20 protein-coding genes are annotated in these 22,045 nt (G+C 67.4%); 10 read left to right on the top strand and 10 right to left on the bottom strand.

The window, feature by feature from the left end; genetic code table 11:
- The first annotated feature begins 21 nt into the window (after positions 1 to 21).
- Genes KCTC_RS04140 through KCTC_RS04130 form a run of 3 tightly spaced genes read left to right on the top strand, consistent with a single transcriptional unit; the run spans position 22 to position 5,671 of the window.
- Positions 22 to 2,742, top strand: a complete 2,721-nt coding sequence (locus tag KCTC_RS04140; RefSeq protein ID WP_125567022.1) for an Ig-like domain repeat protein — start codon at positions 22 to 24, stop codon at positions 2,740 to 2,742.
- 57 nt (positions 2,743 to 2,799) lie between these two features.
- Positions 2,800 to 4,587: a methionine--tRNA ligase gene (gene metG / locus KCTC_RS04135; RefSeq protein ID WP_125567020.1), complete on the top strand. Its 1,788-nt coding sequence runs from the start codon at positions 2,800 to 2,802 to the stop codon at positions 4,585 to 4,587.
- Positions 4,588 to 4,615: 28 nt separating this feature from the next.
- The gene (locus KCTC_RS04130; protein ID WP_125567018.1) at positions 4,616 to 5,671 is read left to right on the top strand and encodes a hypothetical protein; all 1,056 of its coding nucleotides are present in this window, start codon (positions 4,616 to 4,618) and stop codon (positions 5,669 to 5,671) included.
- Between the two features lie 13 nt (positions 5,672 to 5,684).
- On the opposite strand, the gene KCTC_RS04125 is transcribed toward KCTC_RS04130, so the two are convergent.
- From KCTC_RS04125 to KCTC_RS04095, 7 genes are all read right to left on the bottom strand, one after another.
- Positions 5,685 to 6,218, bottom strand: coding sequence for a hypothetical protein (locus tag KCTC_RS04125; protein WP_125567016.1), 534 nt, complete (start codon positions 6,216 to 6,218; stop codon positions 5,685 to 5,687).
- Positions 6,219 to 6,266: 48 nt separating this feature from the next.
- Complete coding sequence (locus KCTC_RS04120) at positions 6,267 to 6,647, bottom strand: type II toxin-antitoxin system VapC family toxin (RefSeq protein WP_125567013.1); 381 nt, start codon at positions 6,645 to 6,647, stop codon at positions 6,267 to 6,269.
- Positions 6,647 to 6,898: a type II toxin-antitoxin system Phd/YefM family antitoxin gene (locus tag KCTC_RS04115; RefSeq protein ID WP_125567011.1), complete on the bottom strand. Its 252-nt coding sequence runs from the start codon at positions 6,896 to 6,898 to the stop codon at positions 6,647 to 6,649. Before KCTC_RS04115 ends, KCTC_RS04120 begins: the two co-directional genes overlap by 1 nt.
- A 183-nt stretch (positions 6,899 to 7,081) precedes the next feature.
- A complete protein-coding gene (locus KCTC_RS04110; RefSeq protein WP_125567009.1) occupies positions 7,082 to 8,749 on the bottom strand; it encodes a DUF885 domain-containing protein in 1,668 nt (555 codons plus the stop codon).
- Between the two features lie 9 nt (positions 8,750 to 8,758).
- Complete coding sequence (locus KCTC_RS04105; protein ID WP_125567007.1) at positions 8,759 to 9,937, bottom strand: glycosyltransferase 87 family protein; 1,179 nt, start codon at positions 9,935 to 9,937, stop codon at positions 8,759 to 8,761.
- A 5-nt stretch (positions 9,938 to 9,942) separates the two neighbouring features.
- On the bottom strand, positions 9,943 to 10,173 hold the full coding sequence (locus KCTC_RS04100) for an acyl-CoA carboxylase epsilon subunit (RefSeq protein WP_125567005.1): 231 nt from the start codon (positions 10,171 to 10,173) through the stop codon (positions 9,943 to 9,945).
- A complete protein-coding gene (locus KCTC_RS04095) occupies positions 10,173 to 11,795 on the bottom strand; it encodes an acyl-CoA carboxylase subunit beta (RefSeq protein ID WP_125570007.1) in 1,623 nt (540 codons plus the stop codon). Before KCTC_RS04095 ends, KCTC_RS04100 begins: the two co-directional genes overlap by 1 nt.
- 86 nt (positions 11,796 to 11,881) lie before the next feature.
- Here KCTC_RS04095 and KCTC_RS04090 point away from each other — a divergent pair, with 86 nt between their 5' ends.
- The 4 genes from KCTC_RS04090 to purE all read left to right on the top strand — a co-directional run bounded on the left by KCTC_RS04090 (position 11,882) and on the right by purE (position 15,307).
- Positions 11,882 to 12,646, top strand: coding sequence for a biotin--[acetyl-CoA-carboxylase] ligase (locus KCTC_RS04090; RefSeq protein WP_125567003.1), 765 nt, complete (start codon positions 11,882 to 11,884; stop codon positions 12,644 to 12,646).
- A 7-nt stretch (positions 12,647 to 12,653) separates the two neighbouring features.
- Positions 12,654 to 13,622 (top strand): adenylate/guanylate cyclase domain-containing protein, encoded by a 969-nt coding sequence (locus KCTC_RS04085; RefSeq protein ID WP_231998834.1) that lies wholly within the window; start codon positions 12,654 to 12,656, stop codon positions 13,620 to 13,622.
- A 75-nt stretch (positions 13,623 to 13,697) separates the two neighbouring features.
- Entirely contained in the window at positions 13,698 to 14,816 is a 1,119-nt protein-coding gene (locus KCTC_RS04080) for a 5-(carboxyamino)imidazole ribonucleotide synthase (RefSeq protein WP_179951407.1), read from the top strand.
- Positions 14,813 to 15,307, top strand: coding sequence for a 5-(carboxyamino)imidazole ribonucleotide mutase (gene purE / locus KCTC_RS04075; RefSeq protein WP_125567001.1), 495 nt, complete (start codon positions 14,813 to 14,815; stop codon positions 15,305 to 15,307). The genes KCTC_RS04080 and purE overlap by 4 nt, the downstream gene beginning before the upstream one ends.
- On the opposite strand, the gene KCTC_RS04070 is transcribed toward purE, so the two are convergent.
- Genes KCTC_RS04070 through KCTC_RS04060 form a run of 3 tightly spaced genes read right to left on the bottom strand, consistent with a single transcriptional unit; the run spans position 15,304 to position 18,000 of the window.
- Positions 15,304 to 15,735 carry a CoA-binding protein gene (locus tag KCTC_RS04070; protein WP_125566998.1) on the bottom strand — a complete coding sequence of 144 codons (432 nt, stop codon included), beginning with the start codon at positions 15,733 to 15,735 and terminating at the stop codon, positions 15,304 to 15,306. The two genes, purE and KCTC_RS04070, sit on opposite strands and share 4 nt — an antisense overlap.
- Before the next feature lie 31 nt (positions 15,736 to 15,766).
- Positions 15,767 to 16,642 carry a crotonase/enoyl-CoA hydratase family protein gene (locus KCTC_RS04065; RefSeq protein WP_125566996.1) on the bottom strand — a complete coding sequence of 292 codons (876 nt, stop codon included), beginning with the start codon at positions 16,640 to 16,642 and terminating at the stop codon, positions 15,767 to 15,769.
- On the bottom strand, positions 16,639 to 18,000 hold the full coding sequence (locus tag KCTC_RS04060) for an LCP family protein (RefSeq protein WP_125566994.1): 1,362 nt from the start codon (positions 17,998 to 18,000) through the stop codon (positions 16,639 to 16,641). The genes KCTC_RS04065 and KCTC_RS04060 overlap by 4 nt, the downstream gene beginning before the upstream one ends.
- A gap of 23 nt (positions 18,001 to 18,023) precedes the next feature.
- Between KCTC_RS04060 and KCTC_RS04055 the strand changes: the two genes are divergently transcribed.
- From KCTC_RS04055 to KCTC_RS15000, 3 genes are all read left to right on the top strand, one after another.
- The gene (locus tag KCTC_RS04055) at positions 18,024 to 18,533 is read left to right on the top strand and encodes an acyl-CoA thioesterase (RefSeq protein ID WP_231998833.1); all 510 of its coding nucleotides are present in this window, start codon (positions 18,024 to 18,026) and stop codon (positions 18,531 to 18,533) included.
- A 54-nt stretch (positions 18,534 to 18,587) separates the two neighbouring features.
- Positions 18,588 to 20,069, top strand: coding sequence for an LCP family protein (locus KCTC_RS04050; RefSeq protein WP_125566992.1), 1,482 nt, complete (start codon positions 18,588 to 18,590; stop codon positions 20,067 to 20,069).
- 114 nt (positions 20,070 to 20,183) lie between these two features.
- Positions 20,184 to 22,034, top strand: coding sequence for a glycosyltransferase family 2 protein (locus tag KCTC_RS15000; RefSeq protein WP_231998832.1), 1,851 nt, complete (start codon positions 20,184 to 20,186; stop codon positions 22,032 to 22,034).
- Positions 22,035 to 22,045: the final 11 nt, after the last annotated feature.

Here is a 22,045-nt window from a genome sequence, read left to right as displayed (position 1 = left end):
CTTCTAAACCACCCTTCTCGTGTGCACCATTCGTCACATTCGTCACACAGGTACCGGCGAGGGTTCATTGCGATCCTTCTCGGGGCGCTGCTGAGCGCCTCATTGGTCCTGCTTGCGCCGTCGGCAAACGCGTCGTCGGCGTTGTGGTGCATCGGCTTCAGTGACTGCTCGAACAAGGGGTACAGCGACAGCCAGTACAGCAAGTACTGGGGCAACATGTACTGGCTGATGTACTCCGGCCGGAACTGCGTCAACTACGTGGCGTTCCGCGAGGTGCAGGCCGGCATGCCGAACGTGCGCCCGTGGAACGGCAGCGGCAACGCCGAGGCCTGGGGCCGCGACAACCCGTCGATCACCGACCAGACGCCGCGCGTCGGGGCCGTCGCGTGGTGGCGGGGCGGAGCCCAGGGTGCCGGAAGCCTCGGCCACGTCGCGTACGTCGAGCGCGTGATCTCGCCGACGGAGATCGTGGTCTCCGAGTCGAACTGGGGCAGCGACTTCGACTGGCGCTACATCAACACCTCGCAGAACTGGCCGAGTGGATTCATCCACTGGACCGACCGACCGCTGGTGCCGTCGGTGAAGCCGTCGGTGCCGGGAGCCCCGGCCGTCAACGACGTGATCGAGTCCAACGCGGGCACCTGGCCCGCGGGGACCTCGCTGTCGTACCAGTGGGGCATCGCGTGGAAGCCGATCGCGGGGGCGACCGGATGGCGCTACCGCCCGCAGGCGAACCAGTTGGGCCAGAAGCTCACCCTGACGATCACGGCGACGCGTCCGGGATACCTCACCACGACGACGACCGTCGGTCCGCGTACGGCCATCGCGCCCGGAACCCTCGACGGCCTCACCAGCCCGGCGATCTCGGGCACCGTGCAGGTCGGCCAGCCGCTGACAGTCAGCACGCCGCAGGTCGCGCCGAACGCATCCTCGATGGCGGTGCAGTGGTTCGCCAACGGTGTGGCAATCCCGGGTGCCACCACGAGCACGTTCACGCCGACCCAGGACCAGAACGGGTCGGTCCTGACGGCGTCGGTGACGGCGTCACGTCAGGCGTTCACGCCGCTCACGACCTTCTCCGCCGGCACGATCCCGGTGGTTTCGCCGCCGATCGTCCTGAGCGCCGCTGGCGGCATCAGCGGCCAGCACCTGACCCGGGCGCCGATGGCGGCCTCGCCGGGCACGTACGCCCCGGCTGACGCCACCGTCGGCTATCAGTGGCTGCGCAACGGCGCTCCGATCCCGGGGGCGACCAAGCAGACGTACGTCCCCGGCCCGGCGGATCTCGCCCAGAAGCTCGGGGTGACCGTCTCGTTGACGAAGGCGAAGTACCTCAACGCGGTCCGTACGTACAACGACACAGCGACGATCAGGAGCACGTCGAGCGTCGTCTCCACCGCCCGCGGTGGCGAGAACACGGTCCAGTTCACGGTCCACGTCAACGCGTACGGCACGGTCCCGACGGGCACGGTCGTCGTGACCATCGCCGGCAGCCACTACGTCGGCACGCTCGTCAACGGTTTCGCCGGAGTCACGGCGAAGAACGTGCCTGCAGGCGACCTGAACTACGGCGTCAGCTACCTCGGCGACGCGAAGTCCGTGGTGTCCAATGGCGGCGGAGCGGTTCGCGTCCTCCCGTCGAGCACCACGCACACGGTCATCGACCGGATCGGTACCGTCAGCGGCCCGCTGGTGGCCGGCGGCACGCTCACCGCGCCCCAGGTCCTGTACGCCCCGTGGGACTCGCAGATCACCTACCAGTGGCGTCGTGACGGTGCCCCGATCGCTGGCGCGACCGGCTCGACATACCGGCTCACGCACGCCGACAGCGGCCACATGGTCACCGTCGTCGAGACGGCTCGCCACCAGGGCCTGCAGCCGAACTCGTCGGTGTTCGCTCCCGTCGGTCCCGTCATCGCCGACCCGACCTTCGCGGTGACCACGCTCGGTGGGGTGACCCAGGCCAAGGCGACGATCACCGTCAAGGAGATGGGCAAGCCGGCGACCGGCACGGTCACCTTCGCTTCAGGGGCCGTGAAGGTCACCCGGACCCTGGTCAACGGTGTCGCGTCGGCATCGCTGAACGGTCTCGCTCCCGGCACCCGCACGATCTCGATCTCCTACAGCGGTGACTCGCTCACCTCGGCGGGGATGACGTCGGCTCAGGTGCCCGTCCTGGCCAAGCCGGCGGCCTCCACGGCTGCGATCGACCCGAACGTCACGGTCACCGGTACGCCGACGATCGGCGCAGTCCTCTCCCTCCAGGTGCATGCGTACGCCCCGTGGAGCGGCCGGTTGTACTACCAGTGGCTGCGTGACGGTAAGCCGATCGCAGGCGCAGTGAACTCCGCGTACCAGGTGCAGGACGTCGACGCGGGCCACAAGCTCTCGGTTCGTGCGACCGTGAAGGCGGCACAGACGACCCCGGCGACTGCGGTCTACCAAGTCGCGCGGGTCATCACCACGACGGCGGTCATGGGACTCATCAGCACGCCGGGCCCCAACACGGTCACGGTGAAGGTCCAGGTCTCGGCGGCGAACCTGCCGGCAACAGGCACGGTGCAGCTGGTGCTGCGTGGCACGACCCGCCAGGTCACGGCCACGCTGCGCAACGGTGTGGCGACGCTGACGATGACGCAGGTCCCGGCGGGGCGCGACGCGTTCTACGTGATCTACTCCGGCAGCGCAGCCGCCCCGTCGATGCACCGGACGATCGTCCTGGACGTCGCGCACCGGAGCTAGTTCACATCCGCTTCGCCGATCATGCTGGGCGGGCCGGACTCACTAGGCTTACGCCCCATGAGCAAGGTGCTGGCCGCAGTCGCGTGGCCGTATGCGAACGGTCCTCGTCACATCGGTCACGTCGCGGGATTCGGTGTGCCGAGCGATGTGTTCAGCCGGTACATGCGGATGGCGGGCCACGACGTCCTCATGGTGTCGGGCTCCGATGAGCACGGCACCCCGATCCTGATCGCGGCGGACGAGGCGGGACTGACCCCGCAGCAGCTCGTCGACCAGAACCACCGGCTGATCATCAACGACCTGGTCGCGCTGGGCTGCACGTACGACCTCTACACCCGCACCTCCACCCCGAACCACCACGCCGTGGTCCAGGAGCTCTTCAAGGGCGTCTACGAGAACGGCTACTTCGTCGAGCAGACCTCCAAGGGCGCGATCTCGCCGTCCACGGGGCGTACGCTCCCGGACCGCTACATCGAGGGCACCTGCCCCATCTGTGGGTACGACGGGGCCCGTGGGGACCAGTGCGACAACTGTGGCAACCAGCTCGACCCGGCCGACCTGATCAACCCGAAGTCGAAGATCAACGGAGAGACGCCGGAGTTCATCGAGACCCAGCACTTCTTCCTCGATCTACCGGCGCTCGCCGACGCCCTGCACGCCTGGCTCGACGAGCGCGAGGCCGAGGGTCTGTGGCGCCCCAACGTCATCAAGTTCTCCCAGAACATCCTCAAGGAGATCCGTCCGCGGGCGATGACGCGCGACATCGACTGGGGCATCGCGGTGCCGCTGGACGGCTGGCGGGAGAACCCGACCAAGAAGCTGTACGTCTGGTTCGATGCTGTCATCGGCTATCTCTCGGCCTCGATCGAGTGGGCTCGCCGTTCGGGGAACCCTGAGACGTGGCGCGACTGGTGGAACGACCCCGAGGCGCTGTCGTACTACTTCATGGGCAAGGACAACATCACCTTCCACAGCCAGATCTGGCCGGCGGAACTGTTGGCGTACAACGGCAAGGGCTCCAGGGGCGGCGCGAGCCACAAGCTCGGCCAACTCAACCTGCCGACCGAGGTGGTGTCCTCGGAGTACCTGACGATGGAGGGGAAGAAGTTCTCGTCCTCGCGCAAGATCGTGATCTACGTACGCGACCTGCTCGACCGCTATCAGGCGGACGCCTTCCGTTACTTCGTCGCCTCGGCCGGACCGGAGTCGAACGACTCGGACTTCACCTGGGCGGAGTTCGTACGCCGTACCAACGACGAACTGGTCGCCGGCTGGGGCAACCTGGTCAACCGCACCGCGAACCTGATCCACAAGAACTTCGGCGAGATCCCGGCGCTCGGGGCGCTGACGGACGTCGATCATGCGGTCCTCGACACCGTCGACCGAGCGTTTGAAACCGTCGGCTCCCACCTCGCGAACCATCGCCAAAAGCAGGCGGTGTTCGACGCGATGCGAGCGGTGGGGGAAACCAACAAGTACATCGCTGATCAGGAGCCGTGGAAGATCAAGGACGACCCGGAGCGGCTGGGCACGGTCCTGCACGTCGTTGCCCAGTGCGTGGCCGACCTCAACCTGATCCTCTCGCCGTTCCTGCCGCACTCCGCCAACGCGATCGACGCCGTCTTCGGCGGGGCCGGCACGATCGCGCCGATGCCGCAGATCGTCGAGGCCGACGACCTCGACGGGGGAGCGGGCTATCCGATCATCACAGGGTCGTACGCCGGCGTACCGACATGGGAGCGGCACCTGATCACCGTTGGTGCACCGGTCGCGAAGCCGGAGCCGGTGTTCACCAAGCTCGATGTGGCGGTCATCGACGAGGAGCTGGCTCGCCTCGGTCAGTAGGCGCGCCTCGTCTGGCACAGTCTGATCCGTGCCCACGGTGATAGGACGTCTGCTCCGATGGTGGGCGGCGGTGATCGGTCTGATCTGCGTCAACCAGGTGCTCGTCGTTGCGTACATCGATCATCAGTGGAGCGGCGACCCGGCGCGAGCCGCTGTTGGCCTACCGGGTGGATGGTTCGATCTGGCTCGGTCGGGTCCGGTCCATGCGCTGGCGGCACTCATCCCGGACCCCGGCGTGTTCGGGTGGTCGTTGTTCCGTTTCCAGGCGCTCCTGGAACTTCCATTCGTCATGCTCGGATATGCGCTGGTGGCGGCGTACGCCTCGCCGCGCGCGATCCGGTGGGTGCTGTCGCCGGCTGCGTTGTGGCTTACGTCGTTGTCTTGGACGGCGACGTTCTGCTGGGCCGAGATTCATTTCCGGAGTTCTTGGACCGATGTGGACCTTGTCCTGCGAATCGTGACGGCTGTTCTCACCCCCGTCCTGCTCGGGCGCCTGACCCGCGGAGCTGCTCCGCTGGTCCTCATGGAGGGCGTCCGATCCTTGGCGTACGCGCTGCTCGCTGGGCTTCTGGTAGCTGTCGTGGTGTTGGAGATCTACGACTCGTCCCTGCTGTACAACTCTGCGCGGCTGCCCGCCGCACTCGCAGTCAGCGCTCTGGCGTTGCTCGTGCTGGCCGACGTGTCTCGGCGTGCCGCCTCGGTGCCGTATCCGACGGCGTCCGTCGTCGTGGCGATCAGGCACGCCTACGAGTGGCTCGTGATGATCTTTGTGATCCCGGCGCTTCCGATTCGATACGCCCTCAACTTCGGGGCCCGGTGGGTCGCCCTGGTGTGTGGGGTCGTCGTGGTGGCCTTCGCGGCTGCCCGGGCTTTGGAGGTCGTACGGCCGCGGTTGGGTTCCGTCTTGGTCGGCGGCGCACTTGCAACCGGCATCGCCCTTGTCGTGGTGGTGGCCCTCAGGCCTCTCGTCGCACACCTGCACACCTACGGCGAGGTCCGACTCGGGATCGACGCGGCGATTGGGTTGATCGTTCTGGTCGGCGTTGCCGCTGTGTACGACCGGTGCCGTCCCGAGCGAAGCTGAACCCGCCTGTGCCCTACTTCTTGCCGATGCCGGACTTGCCGTGCTTCCCCGCTTTTCCGTGGGCTTTAGCCGACGCGGTCGCGGATGCGGCGGCGGTCTGACTCGCCGCCACGCGAGCCATCGGCCCTGATGACCGGACCGTTCGCGCCAAGGTCCGCGGGGGCGTCCTCGTCGCCTGCGGGCTCGCGGTGCTGATCGGGTTGGACGTGCCCCGAGTTGGTGCCCAGGTGCGGGAAATCGACGTGCTCGGGCTCGAGCCGGGAGTACGCGTGACCGGACGCGATTGCTCAGCGGAGACCTCATGAGAGTGGGTCAGTCCCACCGCGGCGAACAGGCTCGGGGCCTCGATCGCCGAGAGGAGCAGCACGATCGTGACGCCGGACGTGGTGAAGAAGCCGACTCGCCGACGACGCTTCGGAACGACGCTGTTCGCCCCCGCAAGAAGAGCCGCGAGGCGTACGGGATCCTCCTGCAACTTGCGCAGGGATTGCCGCGTCGACGGGTCGGACTGACCGTCGCCGCGTGGTCCGCGCTCGAAGAAGGACATCGGGGAATTATTGCTGCTGTCGTATGAATCGGCGACTCATACTGTGGTTCAGCGCCTGGCGTCATGGATCCAGTCGTGAGCGAGAGTGAGTAGACGCTCGTCCGAGGTGAGCAACGTGAGCCTCTCTGCCCTCGCTTGCGCAAGGAGTTGGCGGTCGAACGGATCATGGCCCACCAGCTCTGGGAATTCAGCCAGGGCCGCCGCGTGCACGTCGCGCATCGGCAGCGGCCGGAGTCCCTGCCGTTCAATGCCGGCGGCCAGATCATCGGGCACCCGCAACTTGCCCTTGAGTTGTTTGATCTGGATCTCAACATGGCTGATCGCCGAGACGTAGACGGCCGGCGAGGCCGCGATGGCCTCGCGCGCTGCGGGCCCCAGCCGTTCGGGTGCCCAGAGCAGCCACAGGAGGGCATTTGTGTCGAGCAACATCACAGGTTCGGCTCGTACTCGTACTCCGTGCCGGCCCAGATCTCGGCGTCGGTCTCCGCGCTGAAGGCATCATCTGCCACCCAGATCACGTCCTTCATACCGCCGAACACGATGTCGGGTCGCTGGTACGGCTTCAACTGTGCGATCGGGGTTCCGGCCTTGGCGATGACGATCGTCTCGCCCGCTTGGACCTCCTCGAGCAGGCGGGACAGATGTGTCTTCGCTTCGTGGATGTTGACTGTCTTGGGCATGGCCCCACGGTACGGACTTAGTCAGACTTAGTCCAGTGGTTTCGATTCGCACGACCGATGTCGGGTTTCGACGTGACGGACGTCGGGTTTCGACGTGACGGACGTCGGGTCTCGAGGTGACGGATGTCGGGTTTCGAGGTGACGGATGTCGGGTCTCGAGGTGACGGATGTCGGGTTTCGGCGTCAGAGGCGCGCTAGCGCCTGCTGGAGGGGGTCGAGGCCGAGCGAGCCGAGGTTGAGGGCATCGGTGTGGAACTGCTTCAGGTCGAAAGCCGCGCCCTTGCGCGTACGCGCGTCCTCCCGGGCCTGCAACCAGATCTTCTCGCCCACCTTGTACGACGGAGCCTGGCCGGGCCAACCGAGGTAGCGGTTCACTTCGAAACGCAGCCAGCCGTCGTCCATCCGGGTGTGCGCTCGCATGAATTCGAAGACCTTGTCGGCGTCCCAAGTCTCCCCGCCGCGCCAGCCGAACGGGTTGTCGCGGGGGATGGTGAGGCCGAGGTGGACACCGATGTCCACGATCACGCGAGCTGCTCGCAACGCCTGGTCGTCGAGGAAGCCCATCCGGTCACCCGGGTCGGTGAAGTAGCCGAGGTCATCCATCAGGCGCTCGGCGTACAACGCCCAGCCCTCGCCGTGACCGCTGACCCAGCAGAGCAGTCGTTGCCATCGGTTCAATGTATCGGCGCGATATACCGCCTGGGCGCACTGCAGGTGATGACCGGGTACGCCCTCGTGGAAGACCGTGGTGGTGTTGCGCCAGGTCGAGAAGCGGGGCGTGTCGTCGGTGAATGAGAACCACATCGTGCCCGGGCGTGAGAAGTCGTCGGTCGGTGGGATGTACCAGGCGCCACCGTCATTGACCGGTGAGACCTTGCAGTCGAGGGTTCGCAGCGGCGCGGCGATGTCGAAGTGCACGCCGTCGAACCGCGCCAGGATGTCGTCTGACGTCTTCTGCATCCACTCCGTGAAGGCGGCGCGACTGCCACAGTCACGGCTCGGGTCAGCGTCGAGCGCCGCGACAGCGTCGTCGATGGTGCCGCCGGACACGATCCGGCGGGCGGTGGCCGCCATGTCGTCCTCGATGCGCCTGAGTTCCTGCCAGCCCCAGGCGTACGTCTCCTCGAGATCGATCGTGGCGCCGAGGAAGTATCGGGAAGCGAGTTCGTACGCCACTCGCCCGACACCGTCGGCGTCGCGTCCGCGGGGTGCCATGTCCTGTTCGAGGAATGTGCCGAACTCGGCGTACGCGGCTGAGGCCGCCCGAGCCAATTCGACCAGCCGTCCGTTGTGGTCGGTCGGAGTATCCGCGACCAGGGTGGTGAAGTAGTTCCCGCCGGTCGTCTGGCCGGTCCAGCCGCGCACCTGTGAGGCGACCTCGGCGTACTGCCGACGGGCCGCCACGCGGCCGTGCTGAGCTTCGTCCAGGAGGGTGATGCGGTAGCCCAACAGCGTGTCGGGGACCGCAGCCAGCCGAGCCGCGATCATGTCCCAGTCCTCAGCTGTCTGGGTCGGCATCACGTCGAACACCGACCGGACCGCGTGCAGGCCGCTGACGATCACCGAGAACTCGCTGCGGCTCACACCGGCGTCGGCACGCTCCACCGCCAACCCGGTGCGTTCCAGGAACGACTCCTGGGCAACGGCCTCCAACTCGTCCGCCGGGGACAGCGCGCGTACGTCGGCGAGCGCACGACGGTTGAGTTCCTCGATCGCGGCGAACCCGTCCGGGGACAGGTCGGGGAGACGGTCGTCGTGCCCCTTGACGCCGACCTCGGTCGCGGTGATCGGGTCGAGCGCGCACAACTCGTCGACGTAGGAGTTGCTGCGGTCATCGATCTGGCGACTCATGGTTCGAGCCTAGTCACCGACGGGGGTACGCAGGGCCTCTCGCAACGCCAGCGCGAACAGGCCGATCATCAGCCCGTTCCTGACCGTGACCACGACAGTGGGCAGAACCATCCCGGCACTGGCTTCCTGAAGGAAGGGGTACCTGAGCTGGGTGAGGACGCTGGTGGCGAGCAACAGAGCCGCCCAGCGGCGGAAGGTTCGGCTCGTGTCGAACAGCAGAGCGACCGCGGCGACCGGGAGCAGCCAGAGCAGGTACTGGGTGCTGAACACCTTGTCGCTGATGATGAAGCCCGAGGTCGTCGCCAGTACCAGCCACATTCCGTTGGCAGGCGTCGCGTCCCGACGACGACGCCACCAGGCGTACCCGATCAAGACCGCCACCACGATCTCGGTGACGGTGGTCAACGTGATCAGGGTCGAGACGCCCGGTCCGGTGACGTCGACCGACTCGTAGGCGCTGAGCCCGATCGTGTAGTCATGCGGTCGGAACCAGCGCAGGATCATCGCCGGCGTCGCCCAGACGGCCTCGTACTCCAGTCCACGTTGCTTCTGCCAGATCAGCGGAGTGAACTGCCGGTGCCACCCGGCTACGGCCAGGGCACACAGGGCGCCGACGACCGCCGTCCCGACGGCGGCGATCAGGAGCCGGCTGCGCTCGCGCGCCTGCCGGACGAGCCCTGGTACGACCACGGCAGGCCAGTATTTGATCAGCGCGGCGATGGCGACTGCGGCGCCTGCCACCTGCGGCCGCCGGGCGGCGTACAGGCAGGCGAGCCCGACCAGGACGGCCGGCACCAGATCGAACCGGAAATAGATGATCGGGCCGAGCGCCGGTCCGGCCAGGATCCAGAACCGCACTGCGCGAGGGTGGCCGGGACTCCGTGCCAGGAGCACGAAGAACGCCAGATCGATGACCAGCATCAGGACGAGCCAGCCGAGCAGGAAGGCGTTCGTGGACGGCAACCACGACCAGACCGCGTCGATGAGTCCGTACGCGGCGACCGGGTACTCCACGAGGGTGTGCGCCATCCCGTGGCCCGACCCCAGTGAGAGCCGGTAGTAGTTGACGTCGGTCTCGACACCGGTGTTGAGACCGAGCAGCACCAGCATGGCGAGGCGCGACAGCACCCACCACAGATACGTGCGAGGGCCCCGGCTCAGCGAAGCCGCCTCAGCCTCGGTGCCCACGCCGATCAGCGGGGCAGACCGCTCGCGCGCCAGCCGCCCAGGCCATGTGCGTACGTCAGCCGCGGCTGCGGCGTCGCCCACAGCGAACGCGGCCGCTTCGACGCTGGCGCGCTACCGCCTCCGAGGGCAGCGAAGACGGCGACGATCGCTGCGATCTGCTCCGGAGTCGCGTCGGCGTTGATGACCTGCAGCATCGGCTTGGCCGGTGCCACCTCGGTCGGCTGCTCGTCACTCATCAGAGCGGGATGTTTCCGTGCTTCTTGGCGGGCAGGGTCGCGCGCTTGGTGGCGAGCAGTCGCAGGGCCTTGATGACCTCGGCGCGGGTTTCCGACGGGCGGATGACCGCGTCGATGTAGCCACGCTCCGCAGCGATGTAGGGGTTCGCGAGGGTGGTCTCGTACTCGTCGATGAGGACGGCACGGCGGGCTTCGACGTCGCCGCCGTCCTCCTCGACCTTCTTGAGTTCGCGGCGGTGGATGATGTTGGCCGCGCCCTGGGAACCCATGACCGCGATCTGGCTGGTCGGCCAGGCGAGGTTGATGTCGGCGCCGAGGTGCTTGGAGCCCATCACGTCGTACGCGCCGCCGAAGGCCTTGCGGGTGATGACGGTGACCAGCGGGACGGTGGCCTCGCAGTAGGCGTAGATGAGCTTCGCGCCGCGGCGGATGATGCCGGTGTGCTCCTGGGTCGAACCCGGGAGGAAGCCCGGGGTGTCGACGAAGGTCACGACCGGCACGTTGAAGGCATCACACGTACGTACGAAGCGGGCTGCCTTCTCCGAGGCGTCGATGTCCAGGCAACCGGCGAACTGCATCGGCTGGTTGGCGACCACGCCGACCGGCCGACCCTCGACGCGGCCGAAGCCGACGATGAGGTTCGGGGCGAACAGCGGGTGCACCTCGAGGAACTCGCCGTCGTCGAGGACCTTCTCGATGACGTTGTGCATGTCGTACGGGACGTTCGGGCTGTCCGGGATGAAGGTGTCCAGCGCCAGGTCGTCATCGGTCGGCGCGAGGTCCGCGACGACGTCGTAGATCGGCAGTTCGTCGAGGTTGTTCTGCGGGAGGTGGTCCAGCAGGCCCTTGACGTACTCGATGGCGTCCTCTTCGTCGGCGGCCATGTAGTGCGAGGCACCCGACTTGGTGTTGTGGGCCCGGGCGCCGCCCAGGTCCTCCATCGAGATCTCCTCACCGGTGACGGTCTTGATGACGTCCGGGCCGGTGATGAACATCGCCGAGGTCTGGTCGACCATGACGGTGAAGTCGGTGACGGCAGGGGAGTACACGTGGCCACCGGCGCAGTTGCCCATGATCAGCGAGATCTGCGGGATCACGCCGGAGGCGTGCACGTTGCGCTTGAAGATCTCGCCGTACAGGCCGAGCGAGACGACGCCCTCCTGGATGCGTGCGCCGGCGCCCTCGTTGATGCCGACGATCGGGGAGCCGGTCTTGATGGCCAGATCCATGATCTTGCAGATCTTCTCGCCGTACACCTCGCCCAGCGAGCCGCCGAAGACGGTGAAGTCCTGGGAGAACACGCACACCTGACGACCGTTGACCGTGCCGTACCCGGTGACGACACCGTCGCCGTACGGACGGGTCTTCTCCAGGCCGAACGCGACCGAGCGGTGCTTGGCCAGTTCGTCGAGCTCGACGAAGGAACCCTCGTCGAAGAGCATCTCGATGCGCTCTCGGGCGGTCTTGCGGCCCTTGGCGTGCTGCTTCTCGATCGCCTTCGCGGACGAGGCATGGACCGCCTGGTCGATGCGGTCCGCGAAGTCAGCGAGCTTGCCCGCGGTCGTGTGCAAGTCGTGCTTGGGCGCGCTGGAAAGGGCGTTGTCGGCGGCTGCGGTGCTCATCGGTGTGCCGGACTCCTCAGGCTTGATGTTCATGACGGGGCGCGGAGACGTATCTCTCGCGGCAATCCTGGGCCAATCTAGTGGCTATGAGTTCTGCAGCCGACTCCCGCCCGTCCCTCGATCCCTCCGCCCTGGCCGGTCTGCCCGGGTTCTCCGTGGAGGTTCTGGACGAAACCGCCTCGACCAACGCCGTCTGCGCCGAGCGGGCGCGGGCGGGCGCACCGGAGTGGACGGTCATCGTCGCCGAGCATCAGACGGCGGGCCGAGGCCGACTTGATCGGTCCTGGGAACTGCCTGCGCAGTCCGGGTTGGCCTTCTCCGTGCTCGTACGCCGGCACGTCTCGCCCGCCCGGTGGGGCTGGCTCTCGCTCGTGGCCGGACTGGCGGTCGCCGAGGCCATCGGCCCGGAGGCGAAGGTCAAATGGCCCAATGACGTGCTGATCGACGGGCGGAAGGTGTCCGGGATCCTGTCCGAGCTCGTCATGAGCGGGTCGGCCACCGCAGCCGTGATCGGCATCGGCATCAACGTCAGCCTGACCGCCGACGAGCTGCCTGTGCCGACTGCGACCTCGCTCGCACTTGAGGGCATCACGATGTCGAGGACCACGCTGCTGACGTCGGTGCTGCTGCGTCTGAGGCACCGGATCGCGGAGCTGACGACGTTCACCGAGGCGGAGCTCATCCACGCCTACGCCGCCCGGAGCGCCACGATCGGGCACGCAGTGACGGTCTCCATGCCTGACGGGTCGGTGGTCGAGGGCATCGCGGATGGCGTGGACGGGGATGGTCGACTACTGGTCGCAGGCAAGGCGGTCAACGTGGGCGACGTCGTCCACGCCCGCCTGACATGATCGCTCTGTGAGCGAGATCGATCCTCTGGATGCGCTGTCCGGCGTACCGGTCTCGGGGCGCTACACCTCTGATGAGGTTGCTCGGGCGGTCGGCCTTCCCGTGGAGCACGCCAAGCGCCTCTGGCGTGCGCTGGGCTTCCCGGAGTCGGGCGGCCAGGCGATGTTTCTGGAGCAGGACATCCACGCCTTGCGTACAGCGGCTGAACTCGTACGTACCGGCCTGGTCGATCTCGACCTCGCGGTGAACCTCGCCCGCGGGCTCGGGCAGACGATGGCCCGACTGGCGGACTGGCAGGTCACCGCGATCCTGCACCGCGTCGAGGCGCTGGGAGCCGACGAGGAGCAGGGGAACCTGATCGCTGCTGCGATCGGGATGACCGATGACTTCGTCCAACCGTTCGAGACCTTGCTGATCTACGCCTGGCATCGACATCTGGATGCCGCGATTGCCCGTGTCGAGGCCGGCGCTGCCGATGACCACGACCTGCACACCATCGACTTGACCGTGGGGTTCGCCGACATCGTCTCGTTCACGGCCCTGTCGAACCGGATGGCTGAGGGCGAGATCGGCGACCTTGTGGAGGTGTTCGAGTCGCGGTGCGCTGATGTCATCTCGAGCAACCGGGGTCGGGTGATCAAGTCGATCGGCGACTCGGTCCTGTTCGTGAACCACGATCCGATCGCGGCGTACGACACCGCCCAGGGGATCATCCAGGTGATCGGTCGGGATCCCCGGATGCCCGACGTACGTGTCGGGCTGGCGTCGGGCTCGGTGGTGGCGCGTCAGGGCGATGTCTTCGGCCCGCCCGTCAACCTCGCCTCCCGCCTCACCGCGGTCGCGCGGCGGAACCGGATCATCGTCGACGACGCGACCGCCGCGCTCCTCCCGGCGGACCAGTTCGAGACCCGGCGCCTGGCTGCCCGGCCGGTGCGAGGCTTCGGCATCGTCGAGCCGGTCGCGGTCACCCGCCTCTGACGCCGCCGAACCGTGAGCAAACCCCACGGTTCGGGCGTGCAAACCTCACGGTTCGGCGTTGGATAGGGTTTCCCCATGACGTTGGCGATCATCGGTGGCGGCCAGCTCGCGCGGATGATGGCCGAACCGGCCGCAGCTCTGGGCATCGACCTGCGCCTCCTGGCCGAGGCCCCCGGCGTCTCCGCGGCGCAGGTGATTCCCGCCCACACGGTCGGCGACTACCGCGACCTCGATGCGCTGACCGCCATCGTGGCTGGTTGCGAGGCCGTGACCTTCGACCACGAACACGTTCCGACCGAACACCTGCATGCGCTTGAGGCGATGGGTGTCGCTGTACGTCCGGGCCCGGACGCGCTGGTGTACGCGCAGGACAAGGGCCTGATGCGTACGCGCCTCGGCCAGTTGGGCGCTCCGTGCCCGCGCAACGCCATCGTGACCTCGGTGGCGGACGTCGAGGCGTTCGGTATCCCGTGCGTCATCAAGACCACCCGTGGTGGCTACGACGGCAAGGGCGTGTGGTTCGTACGCTCCGCTGCCGACTGCGCCGATGCCTTCGCGTCCGGTGCGACGATCCTCGCCGAAGAACTCGTCGACTTCCGGCGCGAGTTGTCGGCCCTCGTGGCGCGGTCCGCGACCGGCGAGGTGGTGTCGTACCCAGTCGTCGAGACCCTTCAGGTGGACGGCGTCTGCCGCGAGGTGATCGCTCCCGCGCCGGATCTCGCGGCCGATGTCGAGGCCGAGACCGAGGCGCTGGCCCGCCGGATCGCCACCGAACTGGGTGTCGTCGGCATCCTCGCGGTCGAACTCTTCGAGACGACCGATGGCCGGATCCTCGTCAACGAACTTGCGATGCGTCCGCACAACACCGGCCACTGGACCCAGGACGGCGCGGTCACCTCGCAGTTCGAGAACCACGTACGCGCCGTGCTCGGACTGCCGCTCGGCGCCACCGACCTACGGGCACCGTACGTGGTGATGGTCAACGTCCTCGGAGGCGTCAGCGACCTCGCCGGGGCGTACGAGAAGGCGCTGGCGGACCCCTCGGTGAAGGCTCACTGGTACGGCAAGGAGGCTCGCCCGGGCCGCAAGGTCGGTCACGTCAACACCTACGGTGATGATCTTGAGGACTGTTTGACCCGCGCTCGTCGCGCGGCCGCCGCGATGACAACTGAAGGCATGGAGGGTGACGCATGAGCGCACGTGTCGGGATCGTGATGGGGTCGGACTCCGACTGGCCGACGATGAAGGCGGCGGCTGAGGCCCTCGCTGAGTTCGGCATCTCGTACGAGGCAGATGTCGTCTCGGCGCACCGGATGCCGGAGGAGATGATCGCGTACGGCCAGGAGGCAGCCGGTCGTGGGATCTCGGTCATCATCGCCGGAGCCGGGGGAGCGGCGCACCTGCCCGGAATGCTCGCTGCGGTCACACCGCTGCCGGTCATCGGCGTGCCGGTCCCGCTCAAGTACCTCGACGGGATGGACTCGTTGTTGTCGATCGTGCAGATGCCGGCTGGTGTGCCGGTCGCTGCGGTCGCCATCGGCAACGCGCGCAACGCCGGCCTGCTGGCTGCCCGCATCCTCGGCGCGGCTGACCCCGACCTGCAAGCGAGGATGGTCGCCTTCCAGGCTGACCTCAAGACGCAGGCGCAGTCCAAGGGCGCAGCAGTACGCGAAGCCTCGAGCTAACCGCGCCTTCCGCGCGCATGCCACTGGTGCGACGGACAGTCGTCCATCACCATCCGGAGGCCCGCGGCGCGTACGCGGCCGAACGCCTCATCATCGATGACACCCATCTGGAACCACACCCCGGCCGCGCCGGCCGCGATCGCCTGGTCGGCGAACTCGCCCGCCGCATCCGATCTGCGGAACACGTCGACGACGTCGATGGGGAACGGAACCTCGGCCAGGGTTGCGTAGCCCTTCTCGCCGAGCACGATCAACTCTTCCGTGGCCGCCTTCGGGTGGATCGGCACGATGGTCTTGCCGCGATGCTGGAGCTCAGCGGCGACCGAGTACGCAGAGCGCCACGGATCGCCGGACAGGCCGACGATCGCCCACACCTGGGCGTCGTCGAGGAACCAGTCGACGGCTGCGGGATCCGACCATGCGTCCATGTCTGCCACGCTACTCAGAGGACGGATGGACCTAGTTCGGGAAGACCCGTGGTGTGTCCGACGGCTTCGAGGTGAAGACGGCCGCCCGCTTCTCCTTGAACGCCGCCACGCCCTCGTGTCCGTCCGCCCCGGCCGAGGAGTGGAACATCGCGAGTGAGTCGGCCAGATGCGCCTGGAACGGGTCGGCCTCCGACAGGTTGCGGTAGAGCAGCTGCTTGGCCAGTGCGAGTGCCACAGCCGAGCGGCCGACGACGAACGACCGTGCGAGCTCCAGAGCCGCCGGCACCAGATCGTCCGGCTCGTGCACCGATCGGACCAGGCGACCAGCGAGAGCTGCGTCTGCGGTCAGGATGTCGGCCGAGTAGACCCATTCCAGTGCCTGCTGGATCCCCACGATGCGGGGGAGGAAGTACGAGGAGCAGGCCTCCGGCACGATGCCGAGGCGACCGAACACGAACCCGATCCGCGCCGCGGTCGAGGCGAGTCGGATGTCGGCGGCGAGGGTCATCGTCGCGCCGATGCCGACCGCTGAGCCGTTGATCGCCGCAATGATCGGCTTGTTGAGCGCGAGCATCGGCAGGGTGACCTTGCCGCCCGTGTCGCGTACGCCGGCCACCCAGGCCGGGTCCTCGAGATGCTCGCGCAGCGACTCTGGCGTCGGGTCGATCGACTCGTCCAGTCCGAACGCGTTGCCCTCGCGCGTGAGGTCCATGCCGGCGCAGAAGGCGCGGCCGGCGCCGGTGAGTACGACGGCGCGGATGTCGTCCGAAGTCGCGGGTCCGTTCCAGAAGTCGGCGAGCTCGCCGGCCATGGTCAGGTTGAACGCGTTGAGCGCCTCCGGGCGCGACAGGGTCAGCGTGCAGATGCCGTCCGCGTCGATCTCGGTGGTGAGGGTCTCGTAGGTCACGGTGCCATTCCCGTCGTGGTGCAGAGTGACGGACCGATCTTGTTGATCCGGTCGGTCCTGATGAGGTCGAACATCTTCGGGGCGCGGTCCTGGGACCAGGTCCCGCTGCTGTCGCTGAGGGGGACCAGGCAGGATTTCGCCTTCTTGGCCGACAGATCCTTGAGGGCACCGAAGAGGTTGTAGAGCTGCCAGACGGACATGCCGTTGCCGAGCGAGATCGTGCCCATGACCTTGGTCCCGGCACTGTGCAGCCGGAACGGGTTGAGGATGAAGCTGATGCCCTGCAGCTTGTGCATCACGGCAGCCATCACCTCGCGCTGGTCGGCGGCGCGCTGGAAGTCGCCGGCGCTGAAGTCGTGGCGGTCGCGGGCGAAGGCCAGCGCCTTGAGGCCGTTGGCATGCTGGCAGACCATCTTGATCGGGTGTCCGTTGTCCGCGGTGGCGGCGCCGGAGTCGACGTCGGTCATGGCAGTCAGGCCGGGGAGCAACGCCTTCTTGTCGGGGCAGATCGTGATCCCGCCGACTGAGTCGACCATCTTCGGCAGGCCTCCCAGACCGATCTCGAGATAGCCGTCGATCCGGATGCCGGTCGCCTGCTCGATGGTCTTCACCAGTGCCTGGGCGTCCAGATCGTGCGCCTTCTTGTCCTTGCTCGGGTCACGCCCCGGAGCACCGTCCCCGAACGCCGCGTTGATCTTGGTGCAGTACTGACCCGACTTCGGGTTGAAGCATCGCGACGAGCCGTACTCCTGGATGCTCGGTGCGTCCGGCACGCTCACGATCGAGTCGCGCGGGATCGACATCACGATCGTCCCGTTGGAGCCCGTGTGCACCAGCATGATCGTGTCGGTGTGCGGTTGACCGGCGTCGCCGCCGGTGGAGTACTTCAGCTCCTCCGCCGGCGTGAGTCCGGTGCGGGAGTCGCTGCCGACGAGCAGGTACGTCGAGCCGGGCTGGTCGGCCGGGCGGCCGCCGGGAGGTGCGTAGTTCACCCGAGGGGCTGCGTTGAGGACCGACAGTCCGGCCCACACCAGCAAGCCCGCCCACAGGGCAATGATGGCCAGAATGCTGAGCAGCACCAGTTTGATCGGCCGCCGGATCCGCGGGCGCTCACTGCCGGGGAGTGCGCCCTTGGGAAGCGGAGCGATCACCGGCGGCGGGCTGTCGTTGCGCGGAGCGACGTACGTCGTGGGGCGTTCGGCGGTGTGTTCGATGCCCGACTGCACGGGCAGCACCTGGGTGTGCTCGGCGTCGTTGTCCTGCGCGGGAGTGCCCGGGGGCGGGGTCGTCGGCGGCTGCGGCGGCTGGGCCTTCACCCGCCGCGTGTACAGCCACTGAAAGTCATCGCCATCGGACACGCGACGAGGCTACCGTGCGTGCTGTGACTGAGAGCGAACACATGCAACCGCCGTCCTTCGGGAGTGCCACGCTCTCAGTTCTGATGCGTCCCACCGAAGCCAACCTGCGCGGAACCATCCACGGAGGCGAGATCCTCAAGCTGGCCGACACCACCGCTGGGACGGTGGGTTACCGCTGGTCGGGAGGGGTCGTCGTCACCGCATACCTCGACGAGATGGCGTTCCTGGAGCCCGTGCAGGTGGGCGACATCCTCACCACGCAGGGCCAGGTCAACTGGACCGGGCGTACGTCCTTCGAGGTCGGCGTGCGCATCGAGACCCAGCGCTATGACGACACCACCGGCACGAAGCTGCACGTCGGGTCGGCCTACTTCCTGATGGTGGCCGTCGACCGCGAGGGCCGGCCGCGTCCGGTCCCCGCCGTGAAGCCCGAGACCGTCGCCGAACGCTCACGTTATGCCGAGGCTGAGATCCGGCGTACGCACCGTCTTGCCCGCAAAGCGGAGATCGCCGCGCGTCGATCCACTGTGTGACCTCTGTGACTGGTGATACTGGCGGGGCATCTGTTCTTCCCCGCAGGAGCGCCCATGTCAGGACGTACGACCTCCCTCGACTCCGTCGACGGCGCTTCTTCGACCCCTGCTGACGACAGCGTCGCCACCGCCAGCCGTACGGTCGCCGACCGTGCCGCCCAGGTGCGCTACCGTCGCGCGGTCTCGTTCCTGGCGATGACGCTGGTCATGCCGGGATCGGCTCAGCTGGTCGCGGGCAACGCGCGAGTCGGTCGGTGGGCGATCCGCCTGTGGGCAGTGCTGTGGCTGTCCCTGGTCGCGGTCGTCGGCATCACTCTCGCCTCGCCGCACACGGGGCTGCGGATGTTCACCAACCCTGACGACTTGCTCGTCCTGATGATCGTGCTCACCGTGGTCGGACTGGGGTGGGCTGCGCTCTTCATCGATGCATGGCGGATTGCCCGGCCGATGGATCTGCTGCGACAGCATCGCAGTGCCACCGCCGTCGTCCATCTGGCCATGGCGTTCACGGTCGCCAGCGTGCTGCTCTACGGAGCGCACATGGTGGGCGCGCAGCGGGGCATGATCATGGCGATGTTCGGCGGCGACACAGTCGCCGGCTCGACCGGCGGCCGCTACAACGTGCTCATCCTGGGCGGCGACTCCGGCACCGATCGGTGGGGTCTGCGTACCGACTCCATGACCATCGCCTCCATCGACGCCCAGACCGGCCAGACCGTCCTGATCGGCGTGCCGCGCAACATGATGAACTTCAAGTTCCCACGGGGATCGAAGCTCGCCAAGGCCTGGCCGAACGGATACAACTGCTCGACCTGCGAGCTCAACAGCCTCGCCACGTACGCCGGGGATCACCGCGCGATGTTCGCCCACGAAAAAAACCCCGGGGTCGAGGCCACCATCGAGGGCATCGAAGGCGTCACCGGTCTGAAGATCAGCTACTGGGCGATGATCAACATGCCGGCCTTCAGCGATCTGGTGAACGCCGTCGGCGGCGTCAAGATCAACGTCCGACAGCCGATCGCGATCGGCCGTACCGGCCAGATCCTCGGCTACATCCAGCCCGGCTATCGCACCCTCAAGGGTGACGACCTTCTCTGGTACGTCCGCTCCCGAGCGACCTCCGACGACTACTCCCGGATGGCGCGGCAGAAGTGCGTGATGAACGCGATGCTGCAGCAGATCAGTCCGGCCACCGTGATCGAGCACTTCTCGCAGATCGCCTCGGCGAGTGCCTCCCTGCTGCAGACCGACATTCCCAGCAGTGAGATCGACCGCTTCGCGTCGCTGGCCCTGAAGTCGAAGGCGCAGAAGATCGCGACCGTCTCGCTGGTCCCGCCGCTGGTCAACACCAGCCGGCCAGACGAGACGGTGATCCACAACGCGATCTTCGCGGCCCTGCACCCCGACCAGGCCAAGCCGTCGCAGAAGGCGCCGAGCCGTCCGACCGGCTACACCGGCATCAGCGAAGGGTCCTTCGGCACGATGGCGAAGGGGTATGTGGCCAACCACACCTCGGACCTTGGCTCGTCCTGCTGACGCCGAACCGTGAGGTTTGCTGGCCCGAACCGTGAATTCAGGTCGGATCCGAGTTCCGTTCCTCACGGTTCGCACCTGCAAACCTCACGGTTCGGCGGCCGATAGGGTGACCGCGTGAGCCGCCGGATCGTCGCCGTTGTCGTGACCTACAACCGGCTGACGCTCCTGGAGGGCCTGGTCCAGCGCCTGCGCGAGGTCCCGGAGTGCGACGAGATCCTCGTGATCGACAACGCCTCGACCGATGGCACCGGGGAGTGGCTCGAGGTTCAGGCCGACGTGGTTGGCCGTACGCTCCCGACGAACACCGGCGGAGCCGGCGGGTTCCACGAAGGTCTCCGCCTGGCGATGGAACGCGGTGCGGACCTGGCCTGGCTGATGGATGACGACGGCCGGCCCGAGGTCACCACCCTGAGCGACCTTCTCGCGGTCGAGGGGTACGACTTCTGGGGACCGCTCGTCGTCGACGAGGACGCGCCAGGGGAGTTGGTCTTCCCGATCCGCCTGCCGGGCTCGGCCAAGGTCGTACGCGACGTGGCCAGTGCGACGGCCGCGGCCACAGAGGGTGTGCTCGAGGACATCGTGATCCCCTTCAACGGCGTGCTGGTCACCAAGGAACTCGTCGCCCGGATCGGACTACCGCGGGCCGAGTTCTTCATCTGGGGCGATGACCACGAGTTCCGGCTCCGGGCCGAGAAGGCCGGCGCCCGCATCGGCACCGTCGTCGAGGCGCGCTTCGCGCACCCATCAGTGGGGGAGTTGGGCACGCCGATGTGGGGTGGCCGGAGTACGTACAACCACACGCCGAGCGATCTGAAGCACTACTGCATGGCGCGCAACAACCTGCTCAACCTGGCGACGTACCGCAGCCCGCTGCATGCGCTCGCCTTCGTCCTCAAGACGCTGTGGTTCTACGCCGTCACCCGCCCGGATATGGGCCGCATCCGGCTCTCGATCGGAGCCTGGTGGGCGGCGTTGCGCGGCGACTTCACCGGTCACCGGCGCTTCCTGGTTTCGACACGCTCAACCAACGAAGCGGCCTCAACCAACGATGCGGCGGCCACGCCCCGCAACCCGTTCGGTCGCGAGACCACCGCGATCGTCGTGGTCACCCACAACCGCGCCGCGATGCTGCAGCCGATGCTCGAAGGTCTGGCAAAGCTCGATCCGGCGCCGCAGGCCGTGATCGTGATCGACAACGCGTCCACGGACGACACGTCGGACGTGCTCGCGGCCAGCGCGCTCAGCGGCCTCCAGGTCGTCCGGTCAGAGGAGAACCTCGGCGGCGCGGGCGGCTTCCGGCTGGGTATGCAGACCGCGTACGAGGCCGGCTTCGACCGGATCTGGCTGATGGACGACGACGTCATCCCCGCACCGGACTGCCTCGGTGTGCTGCTGAGCCACGATGAGCCTCTCCTGGCATCGGTACGCGAGGACCTCTCCGGGGCGCTCGTCGAGAAGGCTGCGACCCGCTTCGACCTGGCCACGCCGTGGGTGCTGCGTCCCAAGCGCGGGATGGTGGAGACGACGTACGGTACGCGTGCGGCGATGCCCGCAACCGTGGAGGTCGAGAACGTCGCGTTCGAGGGTTTCATGGTGCGCCGGGACGTGATCGGCGCGATCGGGCTGCCGGACGACTCGTTCTTCATCTTCTACGACGACGTCGACTTCGCGCTCCGTGCCCGCCGGGCCGGCTTCAGGATCCTCGCGGTCCGCGATGCGCTGATGGTCCGCCAACTCGATTTCAGTCAGCAGCACGACCTGGACAGCTGGAAGGGCTACTACATGTACCGCAATCTGTTCGCGGTGCACCTGCGGTACGGCGAGAACGTCGCAGTCCGGGCGAAGCCGTATGTGTTCGCGGGTGGGATGGCCGGGGTGAGTCTTCTGCGGGGCAACGTCGGACGAGCGACGACCGTCATCCGGGCGTTGCGAGACGCCCGAGCGATGCGTACCCCTCGCGCCTGAGCGCTGTGATC

The sequence above is a fragment of the Nocardioides baekrokdamisoli genome, assembly GCF_003945325.1.
GTDB lineage: Bacteria > Actinomycetota > Actinomycetes > Propionibacteriales > Nocardioidaceae > Nocardioides > Nocardioides baekrokdamisoli.
This window is presented reverse-complemented; position numbering and strand designations above follow the sequence as displayed.